The organism is Vibrio sp. Y42_MX_L11 (genome assembly GCF_024181785.1).
GTDB lineage: Bacteria > Pseudomonadota > Gammaproteobacteria > Enterobacterales > Vibrionaceae > Vibrio > Vibrio diabolicus.
Genome location: NZ_JAMZAP010000005.1, coordinates 128,683 through 149,735, shown reverse-complemented (window position 1 = coordinate 149,735; position 21,053 = coordinate 128,683). Strand labels below are relative to the sequence as shown.

The 21,053-nt window shown below is 43.7% G+C and carries 17 protein-coding genes; 10 read left to right on the top strand and 7 right to left on the bottom strand.

What is annotated here, in order from left to right; genetic code table 11:
• The first annotated feature begins 284 nt into the window (after positions 1–284).
• A complete protein-coding gene (gene rodA, locus NL643_RS07410) occupies positions 285–1,367 on the top strand; it encodes a rod shape-determining protein RodA (RefSeq protein ID WP_046875633.1) in 1,083 nt (360 codons plus the stop codon).
• A gap of 73 nt (positions 1,368–1,440) precedes the next feature.
• On the opposite strand, the gene NL643_RS07405 is transcribed toward rodA, so the two are convergent.
• The 3 genes from NL643_RS07405 to NL643_RS07395 all read right to left on the bottom strand — a co-directional run bounded on the left by NL643_RS07405 (position 1,441) and on the right by NL643_RS07395 (position 4,498).
• The gene (locus NL643_RS07405; protein WP_005392082.1) at positions 1,441–2,157 is read right to left on the bottom strand and encodes a YebC/PmpR family DNA-binding transcriptional regulator; all 717 of its coding nucleotides are present in this window, start codon (positions 2,155–2,157) and stop codon (positions 1,441–1,443) included.
• A gap of 135 nt (positions 2,158–2,292) precedes the next feature.
• Positions 2,293–2,502 (bottom strand): DUF3283 family protein, encoded by a 210-nt coding sequence (locus tag NL643_RS07400; RefSeq protein ID WP_005374484.1) that lies wholly within the window; start codon positions 2,500–2,502, stop codon positions 2,293–2,295.
• Positions 2,503–2,602: 100 nt separating this feature from the next.
• Positions 2,603–4,498 carry an ATP-binding protein gene (locus tag NL643_RS07395; protein WP_253644192.1) on the bottom strand — a complete coding sequence of 632 codons (1,896 nt, stop codon included), beginning with the start codon at positions 4,496–4,498 and terminating at the stop codon, positions 2,603–2,605.
• A gap of 68 nt (positions 4,499–4,566) precedes the next feature.
• On the opposite strand from NL643_RS07395, the gene NL643_RS07390 reads away from it, so the two are divergent.
• On the top strand, positions 4,567–5,322 hold the full coding sequence (locus NL643_RS07390; RefSeq protein WP_006740908.1) for an ABC transporter substrate-binding protein: 756 nt from the start codon (positions 4,567–4,569) through the stop codon (positions 5,320–5,322).
• A 71-nt stretch (positions 5,323–5,393) separates the two neighbouring features.
• On the opposite strand, the gene ribA is transcribed toward NL643_RS07390, so the two are convergent.
• On the bottom strand, positions 5,394–6,455 hold the full coding sequence (gene ribA / locus NL643_RS07385) for a GTP cyclohydrolase II (protein ID WP_253644191.1): 1,062 nt from the start codon (positions 6,453–6,455) through the stop codon (positions 5,394–5,396).
• A gap of 281 nt (positions 6,456–6,736) precedes the next feature.
• The gene (locus tag NL643_RS07380) at positions 6,737–6,934 is read right to left on the bottom strand and encodes a PA3496 family putative envelope integrity protein (RefSeq protein ID WP_005392088.1); all 198 of its coding nucleotides are present in this window, start codon (positions 6,932–6,934) and stop codon (positions 6,737–6,739) included.
• Between the two features lie 361 nt (positions 6,935–7,295).
• Between NL643_RS07380 and NL643_RS07375 the strand changes: the two genes are divergently transcribed.
• The 3 genes from NL643_RS07375 to NL643_RS07365 are packed head-to-tail and all read left to right on the top strand — an operon-like array spanning position 7,296 to position 9,546.
• Complete coding sequence (locus NL643_RS07375; protein WP_253644190.1) at positions 7,296–8,144, top strand: ABC transporter ATP-binding protein; 849 nt, start codon at positions 7,296–7,298, stop codon at positions 8,142–8,144.
• 2 nt (positions 8,145–8,146) lie between these two features.
• Positions 8,147–9,079, top strand: a complete 933-nt coding sequence (locus NL643_RS07370) for an ATP-binding cassette domain-containing protein (protein WP_253644189.1) — start codon at positions 8,147–8,149, stop codon at positions 9,077–9,079.
• A complete protein-coding gene (locus NL643_RS07365) occupies positions 9,079–9,546 on the top strand; it encodes a transcriptional regulator (protein ID WP_164665986.1) in 468 nt (155 codons plus the stop codon). Before NL643_RS07370 ends, NL643_RS07365 begins: the two co-directional genes overlap by 1 nt.
• 289 nt (positions 9,547–9,835) lie before the next feature.
• Here the strand turns inward: NL643_RS07365 and NL643_RS07360 are convergent, their stop codons facing one another.
• Positions 9,836–11,806 carry a replication initiator protein RctB domain-containing protein gene (locus tag NL643_RS07360; RefSeq protein ID WP_104972136.1) on the bottom strand — a complete coding sequence of 657 codons (1,971 nt, stop codon included), beginning with the start codon at positions 11,804–11,806 and terminating at the stop codon, positions 9,836–9,838.
• A 1,240-nt stretch (positions 11,807–13,046) separates the two neighbouring features.
• Here NL643_RS07360 and NL643_RS07355 point away from each other — a divergent pair.
• The 4 genes from NL643_RS07355 to NL643_RS07340 all read left to right on the top strand — a co-directional run bounded on the left by NL643_RS07355 (position 13,047) and on the right by NL643_RS07340 (position 19,310).
• A complete protein-coding gene (locus NL643_RS07355; protein WP_005374503.1) occupies positions 13,047–14,264 on the top strand; it encodes an AAA family ATPase in 1,218 nt (405 codons plus the stop codon).
• Between the two features lie 7 nt (positions 14,265–14,271).
• Complete coding sequence (locus NL643_RS07350; protein ID WP_006740903.1) at positions 14,272–15,246, top strand: ParB/RepB/Spo0J family partition protein; 975 nt, start codon at positions 14,272–14,274, stop codon at positions 15,244–15,246.
• Between the two features lie 105 nt (positions 15,247–15,351).
• Positions 15,352–17,379 (top strand): tRNA(Met) cytidine acetyltransferase TmcA, encoded by a 2,028-nt coding sequence (locus tag NL643_RS07345; protein WP_253644188.1) that lies wholly within the window; start codon positions 15,352–15,354, stop codon positions 17,377–17,379.
• 251 nt (positions 17,380–17,630) lie between these two features.
• On the top strand, positions 17,631–19,310 hold the full coding sequence (locus tag NL643_RS07340) for a DUF342 domain-containing protein (RefSeq protein WP_253644187.1): 1,680 nt from the start codon (positions 17,631–17,633) through the stop codon (positions 19,308–19,310).
• Between the two features lie 56 nt (positions 19,311–19,366).
• Here the strand turns inward: NL643_RS07340 and catC are convergent, their stop codons facing one another.
• Positions 19,367–20,026 carry a type C chloramphenicol O-acetyltransferase gene (gene catC, locus NL643_RS07335; protein WP_253644186.1) on the bottom strand — a complete coding sequence of 220 codons (660 nt, stop codon included), beginning with the start codon at positions 20,024–20,026 and terminating at the stop codon, positions 19,367–19,369.
• An 88-nt stretch (positions 20,027–20,114) separates the two neighbouring features.
• Between catC and NL643_RS07330 the strand changes: the two genes are divergently transcribed.
• Positions 20,115–21,026, top strand: coding sequence for a LysR family transcriptional regulator (locus NL643_RS07330; RefSeq protein WP_253644185.1), 912 nt, complete (start codon positions 20,115–20,117; stop codon positions 21,024–21,026).
• Positions 21,027–21,053 lie beyond the last annotated feature (27 nt).

Sequence of the window (21,053 nt, the reverse complement as noted above, 5' to 3'; positions counted from 1 at the left end):
TTCCATCCTTAAAGAGAACATTTATCCCAGCTTGTTTGTAAGCGTCTGTCTTTCACCACAATAGGAATAAAAATACTGGCTTAAAACCTGCGTCTAGTGTATTTATCCATTCCACAGCTTTCCAAGCAGCTTACCCATAACAGACGACATCGACGCTCCTCTCATACACACCTTTGCATGGTGTCTGTTATTTCCAAATAGGATTCTTAGCATCGGAATAGTTCGAACTCTCGAGTTCTGGTTGTTTTCGCGCTCGAACTGGGTGCGTTATTAGGTCGTAGAAAATGAATAAGCGTTTTTTCCCCAGGGTCGATTTGCCACTGCTGATGGCGATCATTCCGATCATGCTATTGAGTACACTAACACTTTGGAGTGCCAGTGGCTTTAATGAGGCCATGCTCTTCAAGCATTTAGCACGCTGCGGACTGACCTTGGTTTGTATATTGGTCATGTCATCGATTCCCGCCGCTAGCTATCAACGCTCAGCTCCATATCTCTACATTATTGCGGTTGCGCTGCTACTTGCTGTCGCTTTGTTTGGCGATAGCACTAATGGCTCTCAACGTTGGCTCGATATTGGCTTTTTTCGCTTTCAACCCTCGGAGCTAATCAAACTATCGATTCCAATCATGATCGCGTGGATGCTACATATTGAAGGTGGCAGACCAGATAGTAGGAAAATCGCATTCTGCTTACTCATCACAATGATTCCTGCTGGGTTAATCGCGCTACAACCGGATTTAGACGGTGCAGTTTTTACCGTCATTTACGCCTTATTCGTTTTATTTTTAGCTGGCATGAGCTGGAAAATAATCGGTGGCTTTGTCGCGAGTATATTAACGTTGGCGCCTATTTTGTGGTTCTTCGTCATGGAAACGTATCAAAAAAGCCGCGTTACTCAGTTCTTGCACCCGGAGTCGGATCCGTTAGGTTCGGGCTACCAAATCATCCAATCTTTAATTGCGATAGGCTCCGGCGGAATGAAAGGCAAAGGTTGGATGAATGCTACGCAAGGAACACTTGGCTTTATTCCAGAAAGTCATACGGACTTTATTTTTTCGACTTATGCCGAGGAGTGGGGTTTTGTTGGTAGTTTAGTCTTGCTCGCACTGTACTTGTTTATTACCGCGCGCGTCATGTTGCTTGCATGTCAGTCTGACCACTTTTTTAGTCGGCTTGTGAGTGGCGCATTAGCGATGAGCTTTTTCCTGTATGCTTTTATCAATACAGGTATGGTGAGCGGCTTGTTGCCAGTAATGGGAAGCCCTTTGCCGTTCTTTAGTTACGGCGGCACGGCCATGCTGACGCAAGGCATCTGTTTTGGTGTGATCATGTCACTGTGTTATTCCAAATATCGCAACGCATAATGCTGCTAGCAAAAAGTGCGATCAAAAAAGGCTTCCCTCGGGAAGCCTTTTTACAACGGTGGAAGCTAAGAAATTATAGCTCTGCGTTGTGGTAAACCTGCTGAACGTCGTCACAGTCATCTAGAAGATCTAGGAATTTCTGGAACTTCTCAGCATCTTCACCCGCTACTGGCGTGTGAGTTTGAGGAACGAAAGTGATTTCTTCCACATCGATCGTTAGATCTGGGAACGCACCATTTAGTGCTGTTTTCGTCTTGAAGAACTCTGTATGAGGAGCGAATACAGTGATCACACCGTCTTCTAGCTCAACGTCAGTTACGTCTACATCTTCCATCATTAGCGTTTCTAGGATGATCTCATCATCGTCGCCTTTGAACTGGAATACCGCTTGGTGATCGAACATGTGAGAAACTGAGCCCTCAACACCAATTTTCGCACCCACTTTAACAAAGCATTGGCGTACATCTTGGAAAGTACGGTTGCCGTTATCGGTCAGACAGTCAACGATAACACTAGTACCGCCAGGGCCGAAGCCTTCGTAGCGCGCAGGTTGGTAATCTTCACCACCGCCGCCACTCGCTTTGTCTAGTGCTTTGTCGATAACGTGCGCTGGTACCTGATCTTTTTTCGCTTTCGCGATCAGGTGGCGAAGAGACAAGTTCATGTCTGGGTCACTACCGCCGTTTTTCGCGCACATGTAAATTTCTTTACCGTATTTGGAATAAACTTTAATTTTCGCGCCTGCAGTTTTCGCCATAGAGGCTTTGCGCACTTCAAAACTTCTTCCCATCGGGATGTCTCTCTAAATTCAAATTTAATGCGAAGGATTTTAGCAAAAAGCGAAACCTTTTCAATTTCGCTTAGCAAAGGAATGGGGAGGTTACCTCATTCGCCACATAGTTTTATACCGTTGTCACGATTCGCGTTAAGCGACACCCATTACTCGTTTGTACTTTTCGACCGATTGCTGAAAAAACGCTTTTTCATCAGCATCGTTAATCTTGGACAACTGTTCTTCTATTGCTTCAGGACCAGATTTGGCCTCTCTGAGCTTCCAAACCAAAAACGACGCTTGTTTATCCAGTTCGATTTTGTTTTTTTCATCAGGCGGCAATAGGGATAGATTGAACGACATTTACAGCCTCAAGGTACTTTAAATACTAGCCGCGCACTATAGCATACAGAGTTACAATTGCAGAATAGAAACGCACTTAACTTGATCAATTTCAAGTTAACTATTTGGGACCCGCACTGATTTTCAGCGCTTTTGGTAAAAACTGCTCGAATATTTGATGCAACCGATCTTTGGTCACAGGTTTGGCGACAAACTCATTCATACCGACGTCAAAGCAATGTTGTTGATCTTCTTTAATAACATTGGCACTCAACGCAATAATGGGAACGTGTTTCCCCCACTCTCCCATTTGTCGAATACGCTCAGTAGTAATGAAGCCATCCATCACTGGCATTTGGCAATCCATAAACACCAAGTCAAAAGCTTGCTTCTCACATAGCTGAAGCGCTTCTTCACCATGATTTGCGACGCTCACTCGAACGCCGAGCTTTTCCAACATAATACGGACGACTTTCTGGTTTACGATGGTATCTTCAACAATCAATACCCAAGGTTGATTGTCATGCTGGAGGCTGGTTTCATTATCTTCAACTTTTGGAAACGTCAAAACATTAGGTCGTTCCGTGTAAGTAGAATGTGCTTTTACTACAACTGGAATCGAAAACTCAAAACAACTACCAAGCCCCAACTCACTTGTCAGTTGGATTTCTCCTCCCATTAAGTTCACCAACTGAGCACCAATCGCCAAACCAAGGCCGGTACCACCGTACTTTCTGGTTGTACTGCCATCGGCTTGTTGGAAACGTTCGAAGATCGCTTGTTGGTTCTCTTTCGCAATACCAATGCCAGAATCAACAACGCGAAATCGAATCATGGCGACATCATGCTCTTGACGTGTTAACTCAACAAGAAGCTTCACATGACCACGATCAGTAAATTTGATCGCGTTGCTCAACAAATTGTTCAATACCTGTTTTAAGCGTGCAGCATCACCTTGCACTTCCGCTGGCAAGTGAGGATCAATATCGCTAAGCAATTGCAGATTCTTCTGCTTGGCTTTGACGGCGTGTAAGCTGATCACATCATCCAAAATACGGCGCAGATCATAGCTCGCATTTTCTAATTCGACTTTACCTGCTTCGACTTTAGAAAAGTCGAGAATATCGTCGATGATCGTCATTAAAGAGTGAGAAGAACTATCGATGATCTCTACAAACTCTTTTTGCTGAGGATCGAGTTTGGTGTCACCCAGTAATGAAGCGACACCAATAATGCCATTCATCGGTGTTCGAATTTCATGGCTCATGGTGGCAAGAAATTCACTTTTTTTGCGGTTGGCGACTTCCGCTCTATCTCTTTCTTCTTCAAGTTCAGTCTGATGCTCACGGACTTTCTCAACGCTTCGGTTGTATTTCTCCGCCAACACGCTCACTTCATCAAAACACCAACGCTTTGGGAGCGTAACTTTGCTTGGGACCTTCCCGCCACTAAAATCGCTCACGGCGCCGGAAAGCAGTTGGAGAGGATTGACCAAGAGGCGGAAGGCGACCCAAAGCACGCCAATTATGAGCAATAGGATCTTGATCGCTTCTGTCGTGAGCAAGAAAAAAAATTGTTGCCAAAGATCTTCATAAATCGAGCTCAGATCCGCCTGAACAGTCAATGTCGCCAGATCATAGGTTTTATCACCAACACGATATTGCATCGGCCAACTTCTTTCTACGACATCCTCAGAAAGTGCGGTGCCCAGTTCGACGATAACTTCATCTTCATTAGCGATACGTAAATAATCCACAGAGGGCATGCGCATTGCGCCCTCTGCTTGAGTGAGTAACAGCTCCCTATCCTCCACCCATAAGCTGGCAGAAAAGCTCGATAAGTAACTGGATTCGACCTGCTTTAGCTCGACGTGCAAATGGGCTAAATCTTCGTTAAAAACTCGATATAAACTCACAGCGGAAATGATGACAGTAAAGATTAAACTCAACGTTAGCACCGCCAACATAAGTTGGTTGCCGATACTAAATCGACGTTGAGATCGCTCTTTTTCATCCATATGAAATCGCTCCGATAAACTTGCGCTACTCTAAATATAGCCACGCGCAAATAATAATCGAGGATACGATGAAAAGACTTCTACTTAGATTGGCTTTTAGTTTTATTGCGATAGGAACTTATGCTACTGCCGCTGAAGTGAACTATTACGTTATCGCCGACCAAGCAAGGCCATTTCAAATAGAACAACAGGGGCAAATGCATTCCGGGATTGTGACTGACATCGTCAGTGCCATTTTCGCTGAATCAGATTATCAGGTGAATTATCATACTTATCCGTTTAAACGAATGATCTCCATATTAGAAGAAGGTGGCGAACCAAACTGGCTAACTTACGGCAGCCCAAATTGGGGCAAGGTGCAATCAGAAAACTTGTCTGAAGAGCCCATTTACACTGTAAAACATGTATTGGTCTCTAGTAGTGAGAAACCGTTAGAGTTCAAGAATATGGACACCATGCATGGCCGATCTATCGTATTACTACTCGGTTTTGATTATCCGAATTTAATCCCATTCTTTGAGGATGGTAGTGTGAATGAAATACGCGTTAAAGATTATGATGCCGCATATCGAGTGATAACCCGAACACCAGGAGATACAGCCTTCGTCGAAATGGAATCACGCGTTATGTACAACTTAAAACGCCTCAATTTGTCGCTAGAAGATTTTCAGATCCAATCTTTCGACTCAGTTATCCCTGACTACTCGATCTATTTGGCCTTTTCGCCCCAAATGCAGCCAGAAACTCAGGACTACATTAATACACGTTTGGCTGAGTTAAAAACATCGGGTGAAATTGATGAGATCATTCAAAGGTATCAATAAATGACCTAACGAATGAAAACGCCAACGATTCTATCGTTGGCGTTTTCATCTATTGAGACATAGATGATGCTTTACTTGGTGTGATTGACAAACTTAGGATCAAACATGTGCCCTAATTTACTCGCCTTAGTTTGCAAGTAGTGTTGATTGCTTGGATTATTACCTTCTTGCAAGGGCACACGCTCAATGACGTTGATATCAACCGCTTTTAACGCAGCCAGCTTACGTGGGTTGTTCGTCATTAGTCGCACCGCATCAATGCCCAAATGCTCTAACATCCCTTTACAGAATGCGTAATCACGCATATCGGCAGCAAAGCCCAAACGTTCATTGACTTCTACAGTATCGGCGCCATCGTCCTGGAGGTGATAAGCTCGAATTTTATTAATCAAGCCAATACCACGTCCTTCTTGACGCAAATAAAGCAGTACACCACATCCCTCTTCGACAATATTTTGTAGCGCCCTATTGAGCTGAAAACCACAGTCGCAACGCGTACTAAACAAGGCATCGCCAGTAAGGCACTCCGAATGCAACCGAATAAGCGGTGCAGCGCTGCTTGCAGGCTCTCCATACACGAGGGCAAGATGCTCTTTGTTCGTGGCAGTTTCAACGAAGCCATACATCATAAATGTGCCCCATTGGGTAGGCAATTTGGCTTTATCGATGAACTTCACGAGATTGTAGGGCTCGACATGTCTCAGCTCAGCCCGAACGTTCATCAGAATTTCTCCTAAATGATTTTCTCCTTTACCGTCTCCCCCATCCCCCCAAAAGGCATCTTTGTGAGAATGCTCTGTGAGACAAGCGTTACCCGTTCTCATTAACTGCTGCGCTAAAGGTGGATTTTGCAGAAACTTTTCTCTAACGATGAAAGCCATAACGGCCAACTTCATATCCTCCCAGTCACTTCTGACGAAATGTTCGTATTTTCGGCTTAAGGCGAATGCTTCATCGGGAGTGCTCGCGTGTTGAATTTTGCTTTGTAACTGCGCATCGAGGAACTTTTGGGCTTGATAATAATGTTCGCTGGTGGGCCAAGTTTGGGAGGATATATTGACTGGGGCATGGCAAAAATTGGAAAGAAAACCGTGGGGCTCATCGGGCTCATAAAAAAGGATTTGGTCAACCATACTCGCGCTCCTTGCTTTGTGGTCGCGATAATCAACAAAAAGCATATCGCTATTGATATATCTTTTAGTAACGCTAGGTAAGATTGTCAAACTTCTACACAGATGAAAATGAGTTTGGATCTAGAACTTTTTAGGTGAAATAGAGGTGAATTAGAACGTTTGGATAAGAAAAATAAAGAGATGTGAGATGTTGTAGTGAGACGCTATGGCTAAAATGGAGCGAAAAATAAAAAGGGCAGCCCGACGACTACCCTATGGATTGCTATACCAAACTAGAGCAATCAGTGTATCAAGCCAAGCTCCCTTGCTTCTTCAATGGTCAATCCACTTTCACGGATTTCACGTAGCGCTTCAATGCGTCTTCTGGCTTCTGCTGATTTCACTGTTTTCTCAGGCTTCACAACGGCTTCTTCATCAGGTAATTCCCATTTGTGAGCGATGTTGGTCATCTCGTCATGGTCGATAGAATTAATGGACATATTTCCTCCGAACACACCATGTTTTCGATGCGTAATCTATAGCAAAACAGGAACGAGGTGGTAAGAAAAACTGTAGGGAAATGTGACCCCTCCCGCCCTTTCGTTAACTCCTTAATAGATCCATCATTTAAGTTTTGCCAAGGGGCAAATTTACGATTAGATTTGAATAATTCCCCCTAAGAAAAGTGTGCTGATCCAGCTCTCAATTCTCGTCTTCCTTGACTTCATTAACAACGCCGGATACCACTTTTTATTTCGCCTAACTTTCGAGTCACTTCACTGATTCACCGCTTGCCACTTTCTAAAAACCATCACACCTGATAATGATAATAATTATCTTTTACATTAGTAAGGTGTTTATATGGATGGTATTAACTTAAATCATGCATACCACAATAATCCGGTCATCCAGATCCGAGATTTATGCGTCGATTACATCACCGATAATGGTGATTTTAATGCGGTAAAATCCGTCAGCTTCGATATCGGCAAAGGAGAAGTATTTGGACTTGCTGGTGAATCGGGATGTGGCAAAAGCACGATCGCATTCTCGATCAATCGTCTCCATAAGCCGCCAGCGTTCATTTCTGGCGGTAAAATATTGTTTGATGGCAAAGACATTCTTAGCCTCTCAGATTCTGAGCTAACCGCTCTGAGGTGGAGTGAAATCGCCATGGTGTTTCAAAGCGCGATGAACTCACTCAACCCTGTCTTAACGATCCAAGAGCAATTCGCAGATGTATTGCGTCATCACCAAGGACTCACCAACGCTCAAGCGAAAGATCGAGCAGAAAAACTATTGGACTTGGTCAATATTCCACGAGAACGGTTAACGGAATACCCTCACCAATTTTCAGGTGGAATGCGTCAGCGCTTGGTGATTGCTATTGCTTTGTCTTTGAGCCCTAAGCTGATCATTATGGATGAGCCCACAACCGCTTTAGATGTGGTGGTACAAAGAGAGATTTTACAACAAATCTATCAGCTTAGAGATGAATTTGGCTTCTCAGTACTCTTTATTACGCACGACTTGGCGCTGATGAGCCAATTGTGTGATCGCATTGCCATCATGCGGCATGGAGAAATCGTCGAAGTCAATCAGGCATACGAAATTCGCAATAATCCTCAACATCCCTACACACAAAAGCTATGGGCTTCTTTCCCAAACATCCACGATGTCCACAAACAACCAGAGCAACCAGGAGCGTAATCATGAATCAGCCTATCATCCAAATGAAAAACGTGATTAAAGAGTTCAGAGTAGGCGGTGGTTTAGCGAAAGAGGAAACCTTCCGTGCGCTCCAAGGCGTGAGCTTTGATCTGTATGCAGGAAAAACGTTGGCTTTAGTTGGAGAATCAGGCTGCGGTAAAAGTACGTGTGCTCGCTTGATCACTAAAGTCTATCCGGTAACAGAAGGCGAGATCCTTTTCAATGGCACTAATATCAATGAGATTACGTCACGCTCAGCGCTCCAAGAGTATCGCAGTAAAATACAAATGGTGTTTCAAGATCCGTTTGGTTCACTCAATCCAACTCATACCATTCGCCATCACCTCACACGCCCTTTAAAGATTCATAAGCAAATCAAAAGCGAGCGTGACATTCCTGTCCGCTTGGAAGCGCTTTTAAAGCTGGTGGAACTACCTGAAGAGACATTAAATAAGTTTCCTCACGAGCTTAGTGGTGGACAACGTCAGCGAGTAAACTTAGCACGTGCTCTCGCCGTCGGTTCGCAAATCATTCTTGCGGATGAGCCAACATCTATGCTGGATGTCTCCATTCGCCTCGGGGTACTGAATCTAATGCAGCGCATGAAGCAAGAGCTAGGAATCGGCTTTTTGTACATTACTCATGATTTGGCGACCGCACACTACATCGCGGAAGAAACAGCTGTGATGTACAAAGGGCAAATCGTTGAATGGGGTGATACACACTCAATACTAAAGAATCCGCAGCACCCGTACACCAAACTATTGATTTCAGCCGTTCCAGATCCAGATCTTCCTTTTGGTAACTTAGTGAAAAGTGAGCCAAACTATTCGATAGATGCCGATGAAATTCGTAGTCGTAGCAGCATCATTGTCGACGAATTTGATCAAATAGGACCCAATCACTATGTAAAACAATGGACTGAGGCTGCGTAATGGAATTGAGGACTTGGCAAGATCAGATCGCCATGTGGTATGAACATCGGAAGCATGATCAAGTTGAAAAACTGGAAACGATCTTATATCAAGCGCCCGACGGCGTGTTTGGCCCAGAACTAAACGAAGTTCAAAGCAAAGCGATTGCTTGCTGGCTAGACGGTTGTTTACGTGTGTTTCAACATGCTAGGTACCAAGATCCTCAAAAAGCGTATCAAACCTTGCTTTACACGAGCGCAAAGCTTGAGCAAGCGGCATGTCAGGTATCGACCGATATTCTGATCAAAGATTGGTGTTTAAAGCGACTTCAGCACCTTACCGTTTTAGCGTTAGAGTTTTGTAATCAGCAATGTGATCAAAATGAGTGGCAACAACAAGCATATAACTTGATCGAGTCGCATGTTGCTTTGATGCGTTCTTTACACTGGAATGAAGCCAAGAAGCATGATCAAGGTTTATCTCATTAATCTGGAAAAATGATCAAGGCTTACTTTGAGGAATTTGAGGTAAAAAAAAGCGAGTTTCCTGAGGAGAAACTCGCGAAGTCTATTCAGAATGAATGTAACAATATGAGCCAATCTATTAATCATCAGAAAGGACAAAAGGTTGTCTATTCGTGATAAATAGTAGTCTCAGGCTTAGCTCCTAATGTCAGTAATTTGTTAGAGTTAAGTCTGTTTTTTATCATCGAAAGACATTGTTACATTTCAAATCAATACGCCACGCCTATTGCTTGATACACATCAAGCAACGCTTTTAAATCGCCATTTCATCCAGAGCGCGGAATACCATTTCATCCATATGGCCATCGAAGATTTGACGGCACACTTTCCGACGTACCGCTAATCCAGCAATCAAGCGCTCAATGGTAAGGTGCTTAACATCATTTTGGGTGTTAAACAGCTCGACGGTTTTGCTTAATGTCTCATAAGGAATTGGCTCATCCCCTACCCTTAGCCAATCAAGCTTCTCTATGTAATCAGAGCACTCTTCTTTGATTGAGGCATACGAGTGCCCTGTCATCGCAGATAAAGCCGTTATACTGCGTTCTAGAGCCTCTGGTGAGGTATATTTAGATAAAGTAATGGTGATCTCGTCTGCATTGATCTCAACCAGGTGTTTTCTTTGCTTCACGCGGCGGCCTAAATTCCCTCTTGGAGATGGCGCTTTGCGTTGGATAGGCTCAAATTCGCCGTCTATGATGCCTGAGAGCTCTTCAAGCTGTTGTCGGGTAACCATCTCATTACGAAGTGGGTTTGGCAGCGTAGGCGCCATGTTACGCTTTCCTGCGTTGGTTGTTCGTGCACGTGAATAACGTAAGACTTCTTCCACATCGCATTTAATATCGATCTGGTAGTCCATCACTTTGTCATTCTCGATCATAGTTTCGATCGTCAGGTGATAACCCCATAAATTCACGACAAACAGCTCATCCGTTCCCTTACCATCCGATAAACGCTTCAGCTCTCGGATCAAATCCATCGAGAATCGTCGCCATTCGATGTTACGTGCCAGCTTCTGGTTTAATTCACTCAGCAGCATGCAGTCAGTATGACGACGCACCATGCGGCTACGGAAGAAAGAATACAGTTGGAATACCAAAGTATGTTGCTTCAAGATCTCTGGTGGGAACAAGAAGAAATAATCACGCGTTAATAGTTCTTCATAAAACGAAGGCTCCCAAACCAAAATGTACAAGTTTGGCTTGATACGAATTTCACCATCGCTTCCCTCTACAGGCGCTTCTTCAGACGCAGTGATGGTTCGAGCAAGAAAACGAAAACGATCACTTTTGAATCCTTCTGGCATGTTTTCACTTAGCCAACGACCAGTAAGTTCATGCAGCTGGAAATCGGTAAACTCAATACGATCAATACTGTCGCGAATAGAATCACGTGCTGGACCACTGTCTTTTTTGCCTCGAAGCGACAAAATATCAGTAATGTATAACGGCGTCTTGTTCGGCACGTGTGCTGCGTCGAGTTGATACTGATCTTTGTGATGATCATGGTATTGCACGGTCAATGTGAACAGAGCAAACAAGGTCATCAGATCATCCACAGTCATGATATTTTTGGATGATCGCGTTTCAATAACCGCTTTGGTACCAGAGATCGACACCATGGATTTCTGATAACTTTTTCGAGTTCTTGGTGGTGCAAGTGCTTGGTCAATGATCCCAGCCCAATTCGTTGGAGACACGACAAATTGATCGGCTTCATCTTTCATCGTTGGAGGGGTATTCAACCCATGTTCATTCAACAAACGCTTGTTCACTTGGGTTTGAGCCAATGCTTTTGAACGTTTTTGCTTTTCGTTTTGGCGTACTTTGTCTGTAACAAGACTTGTTGCACCCAACACTGAAATAAGCTGATTAGGATTAACAAACTTATGTAACATCGTCTTACCAGCAAGTCCTTCTTCAAACCGCACTGGAGTTTGAGTAAACAAACCAATGTTTACTGCTGCACGTAAGCGTTGTTGCAGAGCTGCACGAGTGAGTTGTCCGTCCGTCGCTTCCACAATCTCTGTGGTTGAAACCAATCCATCTTTGCTGCTGAAACCTCGCAATGAGATCAGATTAAGCAACTCTAAGATGCTTTTGGTCACCCCTTTGAAATGTTGGTACTGCTCTACCCAATCTGCAGAGGATTCATGTACCTCAAAAAGATGGCCATCCTTATGGCTTCTAGGTGCTTTAATCAGAATTTTTTCATCAGCCGTCATTTTAGATCCAGATCACACTAGCCGTAGTTGTGCTATGGTTCCGAAGAATAAAGAAAAACAGATCATAAATAAAGAAAAAAGATTGTTTTTTAAATAACTGATCTTTTTGATTAATCTGATCTTAATTGATTATATGATCTAATGATCTGGCTATCGTTTTGCCGCTAAGTACATGTTCTATAAAGTGATTATTTTCATGCATGTCGGAACTATGATCATGTTAATTCTGAAACTATGATCAACAATAGCCTGAAAGCATGATCACATTTGCTCGTAAGCATGATCATTAAGTTTATGAAAAGATGATCAAAAGAGTCATGAAACGATGATCATGATGTTTTTACAGGTTATCCACAGATGCTGTGTTTAATAATGATCTTAATGAGAATTTTATTGAGCATTGTCGATGTTATTGATACTCGGATCGATGATCAAGAGCTGAGATAGCTATCGTTCTGGAGACAATATTGATGATAAATTACTCATGTGATGAAAATGCATCCAAGTAGCTCTTATTCCGCAGTAAAACCTAGTTTCGGACTATTCTTAGGAAGCATGATCATGAGAGTAAGATTTATCATAGTAACTTGAACAATTTCATTGTTCCGGCTTCTCTATCCACTAATTTCTTCTCCATCCCCCATTCTGACTGCATTCAACCGTAAATTAGAGACAAAAACTCATGCTTCCGAGAGATTCTATAGCTTGATCATATTTCCGATTGATGGATCTTATTTAATCCGCGTGTTTACACCCTCGTCTACTCTATTTTTCCATGATCATGCTTTCGTATTTGTGTTTTATCATGGAAGCATGATCATAAGCATACCTTGATCATACTTCCATAGGAACATCACTTGAACTGCCCTTTGTGGCTCGGATACATGATCAAGGTTGTTATTAGCGTTCATGTTGAAAGATTGCTTTCTATTTTTTGTTTAAATTAGGTTGGCCTAACATAATCCGTAATTTAGCTTAAGAATATAATCGTTCCGGTAGAAAATTGATTTACATTGTAAATGGGTGACGCTGTAACACTTTTATTTTTAAGTTTAAGGTGTCCATTTATTCGAAGATTATTTAATTAAAAATAGTTATGTTTTTTACCATAAATCATAAAAGCGTCGATTTGAATGTTTTTTTATGTGATGGTTATTCAAAATGTTCGTGCACCTTTTTGTTGTTTTTGGTCTTTACTGATGTACAATTGCAAGCATAAATCCTTCCAACGGAATTTGGCATGAAAAGAGAAAAAACGATTGAAAACCTTCTTGAGTTGGCGGAGCTGACTCAGCAGGTTCAAGCTGACCGTATTGAAATTGTTTTAGAAGAGCGAAGCGATAACTATTTCCCACCAATGTCTAAGGCGATGATGGAAACCCGTTCAGGTTTAACTCGCCGTAAGCTCGATGACGCGATTGGTAAGATGGAAGCGGCTGGCCATCAATTTACTAAAAATAACGCGAATCATTATTCAATTACGTTAGAAGAAGCACATATGCTTATGGATGCGGCTGAAGTGCCTAAATTTCATGAGCGTAAGAAGAATTCAGGTAACAAACCTTGGATTATTAACGTGCAGAACCAGAAGGGTGGTACAGGTAAATCAATGACAGCGGTCCATTTAGCGGCATGTTTAGCGCTAAATTTGGATAAACGCTACCGTATTTGTTTAATCGACTTAGACCCACAAGGCTCGCTACGTTTATTCCTCAACCCACAAATCAGCATGGCAGAGCATGACAATATCTATTCTGCTGTAGACATTATGTTGGGTAACGTGCCTGATGGTGTAGAAATTGACAGTGAATTTTTGCGTAAAAACGTATTGCTGCCAACGCAATACCCGAACTTAAAGTCGATTTCAGCGTTTCCAGAAGACGCAATGTTTAATGCTGAAGCATGGCAAACGCTATCTGAAGATCCATCACTCGATATCGTTCGTCTGCTAAAAGAGCAACTGATTGATAAAATTGCTGATGACTTCGATATCATCATGATTGATACCGGCCCACATGTTGACCCACTAGTATGGAATGCGATGTATGCATCAAATGCGTTGTTAATCCCTTGTGCGGCTAAGCGTCTGGACTGGGCTTCAACAGTAAACTTCTTCCAGCATTTGCCTACGGTATATGAAATGTTTCCGGAAGACTGGAATGGTCTTGAGTTTGTTCGCTTGATGCCAACCATGTTTGAGGACGACAATAAGAAGCAAGTTTCTGTTTTAACTGAAATGAACTATCTTCTAGGTGACCAAGTTATGATGGCTACTATCCCTCGTAGCCGTGCGTTTGAAACCTGTGCCGATACCTACAGCACAGTATTTGATCTGACAGTAAGCGATTTTGAAGGCGGTAAGAAGACGCTAGCCACCGCACAAGATGCTGTTCATAAAAGCGCACTGGAATTAGAGCGTGTGCTGCATTCTAATTGGCCGTCATTGAATCAGGGGTAATAAGTAAATGGCTTTGAAAACGTCTGAATTAAACGCGAAATTATTTGGCAAAACGAATAAACGTCGTGTTGTGACTCCACAAGAGGCGCAAACCGCGGCAAAAGAAAAAGCTCAAACGATTGAGCTAGCTGTCGCAGGTGAAAATATTGTTCAGTTTGAACTTGTTCGTATTCCTGCAGAGAAAGTCGCGACAGAAACAACGGTGTTTGTTGATAACGCTCGTGAGCAATCGTTCTTAAACGAGCATGCTTTATCTGATGTTTTAGTCACACTCAAAGAGCGCGGCCAACAATATCCAGCGGTGGGTCGTAGAACTAAAGATGGCAAGATTGAAGTTTTAGATGGTAGCCGTCGTCGCATGTCTTGTATCCTCGCTGAACAAGATTTTTTGGTTTATGTTGCTGACAACATCAATACTGACCATGCTAAGTTTTTGTCTGATGTGGCAAATGCTCACAAACCGCTCTCTTTATACGAAAAAGGTAAAGAGATGCAGGCTAAACTAGATAGTGGTGAAGCTGAAGATCAGAAAGCATTGGCAAAAATGTTCCAGTGCAGTGAAGCGTTGGTAAGTGGCGCTTTAAAAGCCGCAGCATTACCGTTAGAACTGCTTCAAGCGTATCCCAATGTCGGCGATCTTGGTCGTCCAACTATCGTGAAACTGCACAAACAGTTTTCAACGTTGACGCCAGAGCAGCAGCAAGAGCTGTTAGATAAGTGTCGCTCTAGCGAAGGCTTTTTATGGCAGCGAAGCACAGCTCAAGGCGTTGCTCGTCTGACAAAAGAAGTCACGGAAAGCATCGAAAACTGGATTGCTGAGCTTGCACCAGCAAAACCTGGAAAGAAGACCGAAAAAGTCGACTTAGTAAAAGGTCGAGCAAGCTACAGCCGAAAAGGTAGCAGTCTGGCGTTGAACTTGAAGAAAGTTGACGACAGCTTGATGGAAGAGATTCTTGCCTTTGTGCAAAACAAGCTGCAATAACAAAAGATGATTGAATCAACCGCCTCCGGGCGGTTTTTTTATATCTGCGAAGCGTCAAATTAAAGATGTGATACCATTGCGTCAGTTCAACGTTGGATAGACAAAATGCAGACACAATCTGATTTCCTTTCATCACTTCAACTACAAGCTCACCAATCTTTCCAAAGATTCGGCATCGTCATTCAAGGCGAGTCTTCTTGGCAAGATGCATTGGTGTCAGAGTTCCATAAAACACAGATGTATCAACGTTGGTTTTGTGTCGGCGATTTTGGTTTGGAGAACGCATACAGTGTTTCGCCTAAACAAGGGCACATGTTGTTAGGCAGAGAGTGTGACGTTCTATTGTTTGATGCTCGAAATGGTTTTGACGCAAATAGCTTTACCGCCGCGCTTGGCACATTGGTTGGCGGTGGCCTTCTTATTATCATTACTGAGCCGCGACAAACTGCGAACTTTGCTCAGCAATGGATGCACAAACAATGGGAGAAGCTCGTTGTTATTGAGCAAGACAAACCATTGCCAACGGCTCCAGACATCAAGCAAGCAGAAAAAGAAAGCCACTACACGGAACAAGAACATGCCATTTCTCTAATTGAAAAGGTGGTGACAGGACATCGAAAGCGACCATTAATTTTGACCGCTGATCGTGGGCGTGGAAAAACAAGCGCACTTGGTATTGCGTGTGCGAACTTATTACAGCAGAAGCCATTTAGAATCTTAATTACGGCACCATCTATAAAAGCTGTTGAGCCTGTTTACCAACATGCTTTGCGGTTACTTCCTAATGCGCAGCGTATTAGGAAGGACAGATTAGAATCAGGGCAGGGAGCCATTCAATTCATTGCTCCTGACGAACTTCTATCGAGCCGACCTGAATGTGATTTGTTACTTGTCGATGAAGCGGCTGCAATTCCAGTTCCTATGCTTAAAAGCATTACCGAACATTATCATCGACTCGTTTTTTCTACGACTATTCACGGTTATGAAGGTTGTGGCCGGGGCTTTACGATTAAATTTGTTGATTGGCTTCAGAAACAGCGTTCGGGAATGAAAACATGGCACATGACACAGCCCATCCGCTGGAGCATGAATGATGCGCTCGAATCATGGCTCTATGACGCGTTTTTGTTGGATGCGGAGTTTACGCACCATCAACTTAACCAGGTCGACTCAATTTCCCTTTCTAAAGCCGATAAGGACGATTTGATATCGCAGCCTAGTTTGCTGCGCGAGTGCTTCGCTCTTTTGGTTAATGCTCATTATCAGACCTCGCCGAATGATTTGATTCACCTTTTGCAAGACGACAACAGTCAGCTCTATTTTGCTAAGCAAGATAATGCGGTTGTGGGGGTAATATTAGCGGTCGAAGAGGGTGGGCTTGACGCTGAATTGGTTGAAGAAATTCAGCTTGGTAAGCGTCGTCCTAAAGGACACTTAGCCCCAGTTACGATTGCAAACCACCTAGGATTTCCGAATGTCGCGAATCTATCGACGCTGCGAGTCATGAGAATTGCTGTTCATCCGGAATTGCAAGGAAGAGGCATCGGTCAAAAAATGCTGCAGCAACTTGATCAAATGGCGGCTAAACACATTGCTTACTTATCCACGAGTTTCGGTGCGACGGAAGAGTTGGTCTATTTCTGGCGACAATCGAACTTCCGTGCAATTCGCTTAGGTTCAATGCGTGATGCTGCTAGCGGTTGTTATTCAGTCTTGATGGTCAAAGCTTGTGATTCCAAACAGACGGCTTGGGTCGATGAATCTCAGGCGCTATTTGAAGAAATGTTGTCTAACAATGTGGCTGACGTCTATCCAAAATTAGAAGCCTCAATTTTTCGAGCTATATTACCGCAACCTTTGGGAATGAGTCCACTTCATCCCGCTAAGTTATTACTAATTGAATGCTATGCTGATGGTGGTAACAGTTATGAGTCCGTGTCTGCTTGGCTTCAGCAGTGGTTACTTAACTTAGGTTTGAACTCCGCTTCCGACTTGATGATCAGTAAGCTTTTTCTTAACCGTAGTTGGACTGAATGTGCTCTGCAATTTGGTTTACCTGGAAGAAGGCAAGTTGAGCAGCAGTTAAGGGACGAAGTAAGACACATTTGGAACGATTTACACTGTAAACACTAAAGGGAAATTTACAATGTAAATGAAATTATTAGGAGCTGATTTTACACTGTAAATCAAGCTCCTTTTTATTTCGGAGTGTATTTTGATTGAGCTTTAGGTTAAATCGAAATGCTCTCTTAATATCTGTTTAACCGTTATTGATGGATTACTTTCTTTAGTGACGTGAGCCCTATAATAAGAAATGCGAGGTTTGTTCAGAAAACGGATTTGGGTAGACTGAAAGTGTTGATGGGAAGCAAAGTGGTAAGGGTATGTGGAAGCTGTGTCTTGAGTTATCTGAAGATAAGACCAAGGTGATAGCCCGTCTTCCGGGAGAAGCGGACCTCGGTGGTGAGCTAAATCAAAATGAATTAAACGAGCAGCTCGTCGCAATGAACGCTGAAAAGCTGTTTGTTGTAGAGGGGGAAGTCGTGAGATTCATTAACTGCGCCAAAGAACGTAAAGCCGAAGCTTACGAAGGCATCGTCATTGCGGAAAAACGCAACGCGCAAGTTGAGGTCGAATTATCGAATAATGACATGCTCGCCAGTATGAACGTTGTCGGCGCGTACGGAGGCCGAGGCTTACGTGGCCCCGAGATTGTTCAAGCCCTTGCTCAAGCGCGAGTTTCGAAAGGCATCAACAAACTGGCTTTGAAGAAAGTGCTGGTTGTCAGCACTCAGCTCAAACCCGGCGAAACTTTTTCTCAACCTGTAGCGGTTGGTAAGCAACCTATCAAAGGCAAAGACGCTCTTTTTACTCCTCTCGTTAAAGACATCACCAAACGCATCCTCAAACCCAAAGACGGCCAATCTGCTAGCGACAAAATTGATTTACGTAACCTCGGTGAAACTATCGCGGTTGACGTAGGCGATGAGGTGATGCGCCGCAAGCCTGCGACCAAAGGTACGCCTGGTTTTACTGTTCAAGGGCGAGTGATTCCTCCACAAGCCGGGAAAGACAGCCCAATGAAGCCAGGCAAGGGCACCGAGATAAGCAAGCACGACCCAAACCTATTGATCGCATCGGTGTCCGGTACGCCTCTGATTAAAGACAAAACCATTGAAGTTGATAACGCACTCTGTCTCAATAGCGTTGGCGTGAATACAGGTCACGTGAAATTTAAAGGGAATGTGATTATCGGTGGCAACATTGAATCCGGAATGATTGTTAAAGCGACGGGCTCTATTACTGTAGGCGGCTTCATTGAATCGGCTGACGTACAAGCGCAAGACGACATTCAAGTTGGTAAAGGGATCATTGGCCACACCGTGAGTGATGGCCAGCCAAAGAGTTGTCACGTCAAAGCCAAAGGTTCGATTCGTGCCAGCTACGCCCAATATTGTGATTTGCAAGCCGGCGAAGATATTGAGTTGGCGGTGCACAGCATGAATAACGATATTGTTTGTGGGCGCAATCTGACGGTGCTGGATGCGAACGGTAGGAACGGTACGCTCAGCGGCGGAGATGCAAAAGTCGGTGACAAAGTGGTGTGCTTACAATTGGGCGTAGAAGGCGACACCGCCACTAAGGTAGAAGCGTTCGCGCGCTATTCTGCATTTAAGGAGCGATTAGCAGAGCTTAAAGATCAATACAAACGCGCTCAAGAAGGAACGATGGATGTGATTCGTAAAGAGCTCGAATTTAAGAAACGTCCTAAAGCCGAACGTACCGACGAAGAACAAGCTCAGATTGATGTGATGAAAACACAAAACAACGAGCAGCTTGAAGCGATAAAGCAAAAGCTAGAACAAACGGAACATGACTTTGAAGTCGCGTTAGAAGAAAATATTGTCGAAGCCAAAGAGCGTGTCTTCACTCGCGTGACGGTGCAGTTTGGCGACGAACAAGTAACGACAAAGCGCACTCATGGCGGTTGTTCGTTCCGTTTCAATCAATACGAAATTAAAGTCTCGGCGAACTTGGAAGAAGAGGACGTCGCTGCGGTTTAAGCTTTCTTATTCACTGAGCCCACACGTTGCAACAAGATGTGTGGGCTTTTGTTTATCTACAAATCGACAATGTGCTCTTGATAGTAGTCCGCAAGCGCACCGACTTGGCTGCTACACATTACGTTCATTGCTTGTTTAATGTGTTCTATTGGCCAGTTCCACCATTGGATATTGAGTAGAGTTTCAATCTCTTTATCGCCGAATCGTTGACGTACGACTTGGTTGTTTCCAACCACCACCGAATAAGGTTGCACGTCTTTCGTCACTACGGCGCGTGCTCCGATGACGGCTCCATCGCCGATGTTTACTCCGGGCATGATCATCGCCTCGCTTCCAATCCAAACATCGTTCCCCACCACCGTGTCTCCGGCACGCTCGAAGCCGTCTTGCACGCCTTCTCCAAATTCTTCAGGAGAGAAGGGGAATGTCGAAATCCAGTCAATGCGATGACCTTGATTTCCTGCCATCATGAAGGTGGCTCCAGAAGCGATGGAACAAAACTTGCCGATGATTAATTTGTCGATGCTATCGGGTTCTCTACTTTGCCATTCTTGAAGTGTGACGGGGTCACCCAACAAGTAGCGTACCGCTTGCTCTTCGAAGCTTTTTTGATGATAGAAGCCCGAGTAATAGCTGTAATCGCCAACGATGATATTGGGATTTGTGATGTGATCTTTAATGACTTGACCTTTTAACCACGTGTCGAAAACACTCATAACTCATCCTTTCAAATTTAGGTTGTACAGAGTTTAGATGCTTTCTATTATTTCCAGTAGTTTGATTTTAGAGATTCAGAATTACTGTATGGAAATAAAATGGCTCAGTTACGTACCACTTTACGTCGCTTTGTGCGAAGAGCGAAGTATTGCTGGCGCGGCAAAGCGCCTGAATTGTTCGAATGCGCATGTAAGTCGGCAACTTAAACAGCTTGAAGACATATTGTCGGTGCAGCTTATTCAGCGAACTACGCGCCAGTTTAATTTGACCTACGATGGTTTGCGGTTTTATCAGCAGGTAAAGCAACTGCTCGAAGGCGCTGAGCAGATTAATGAACAAGTCATGGCAAACGAGATCGTATCGGGAAAATTGAGAATAGCGGCGTCTGCTTCTTTTGGAGCCGCGTTACTCAGCCAAACATTGATCGAGTTTCGATTGCAACATCCACAAGTGAGCGTCGAAGTGATCTTCACAGAGACACCTCTCGACTTGATTGAGGCTGGGTTTGATATCGCATTCTACTTTACCGATAATCCTCCAGAGGGATACGTCGGCCATCAGCTACGCACTTTACACTGTAAACCAATCGCTCATCGCTCGTATTTAGCTGATAAACCAAATGTAAGTACGCCAGAGAATCTTGGTGACTTAGAGCACATCCTTTATAAAAGTCGCGACTTGGTGTTAGATAAATGGACGTTTACACATAAGCAAACTCAGCAGCAGTGCAGTATTGGGTTAGAAAGTACGCTGAGTTTTAATCTTGTCCGGTCCATGTTGGATGCTACTTTGGCTGGTTGTGGTGTTGCCATGTTAGATGAATTTGCGCTGGCCGAACTCGAACCTGCACAAAAAGAACAACTCGTGAGTTTGCTGCCAGATTGGCAAACGGATGCGATTTTGCCGCTTTATCTGCTTTACCCAAAACGTGAGCACTTACCAAGAAGAACGCGAGCGTTCATTGATCACTTTAGGAACATATATTCTGTCGGCGAATAGCGACAGCAAACTTAGTAATAATAGAGG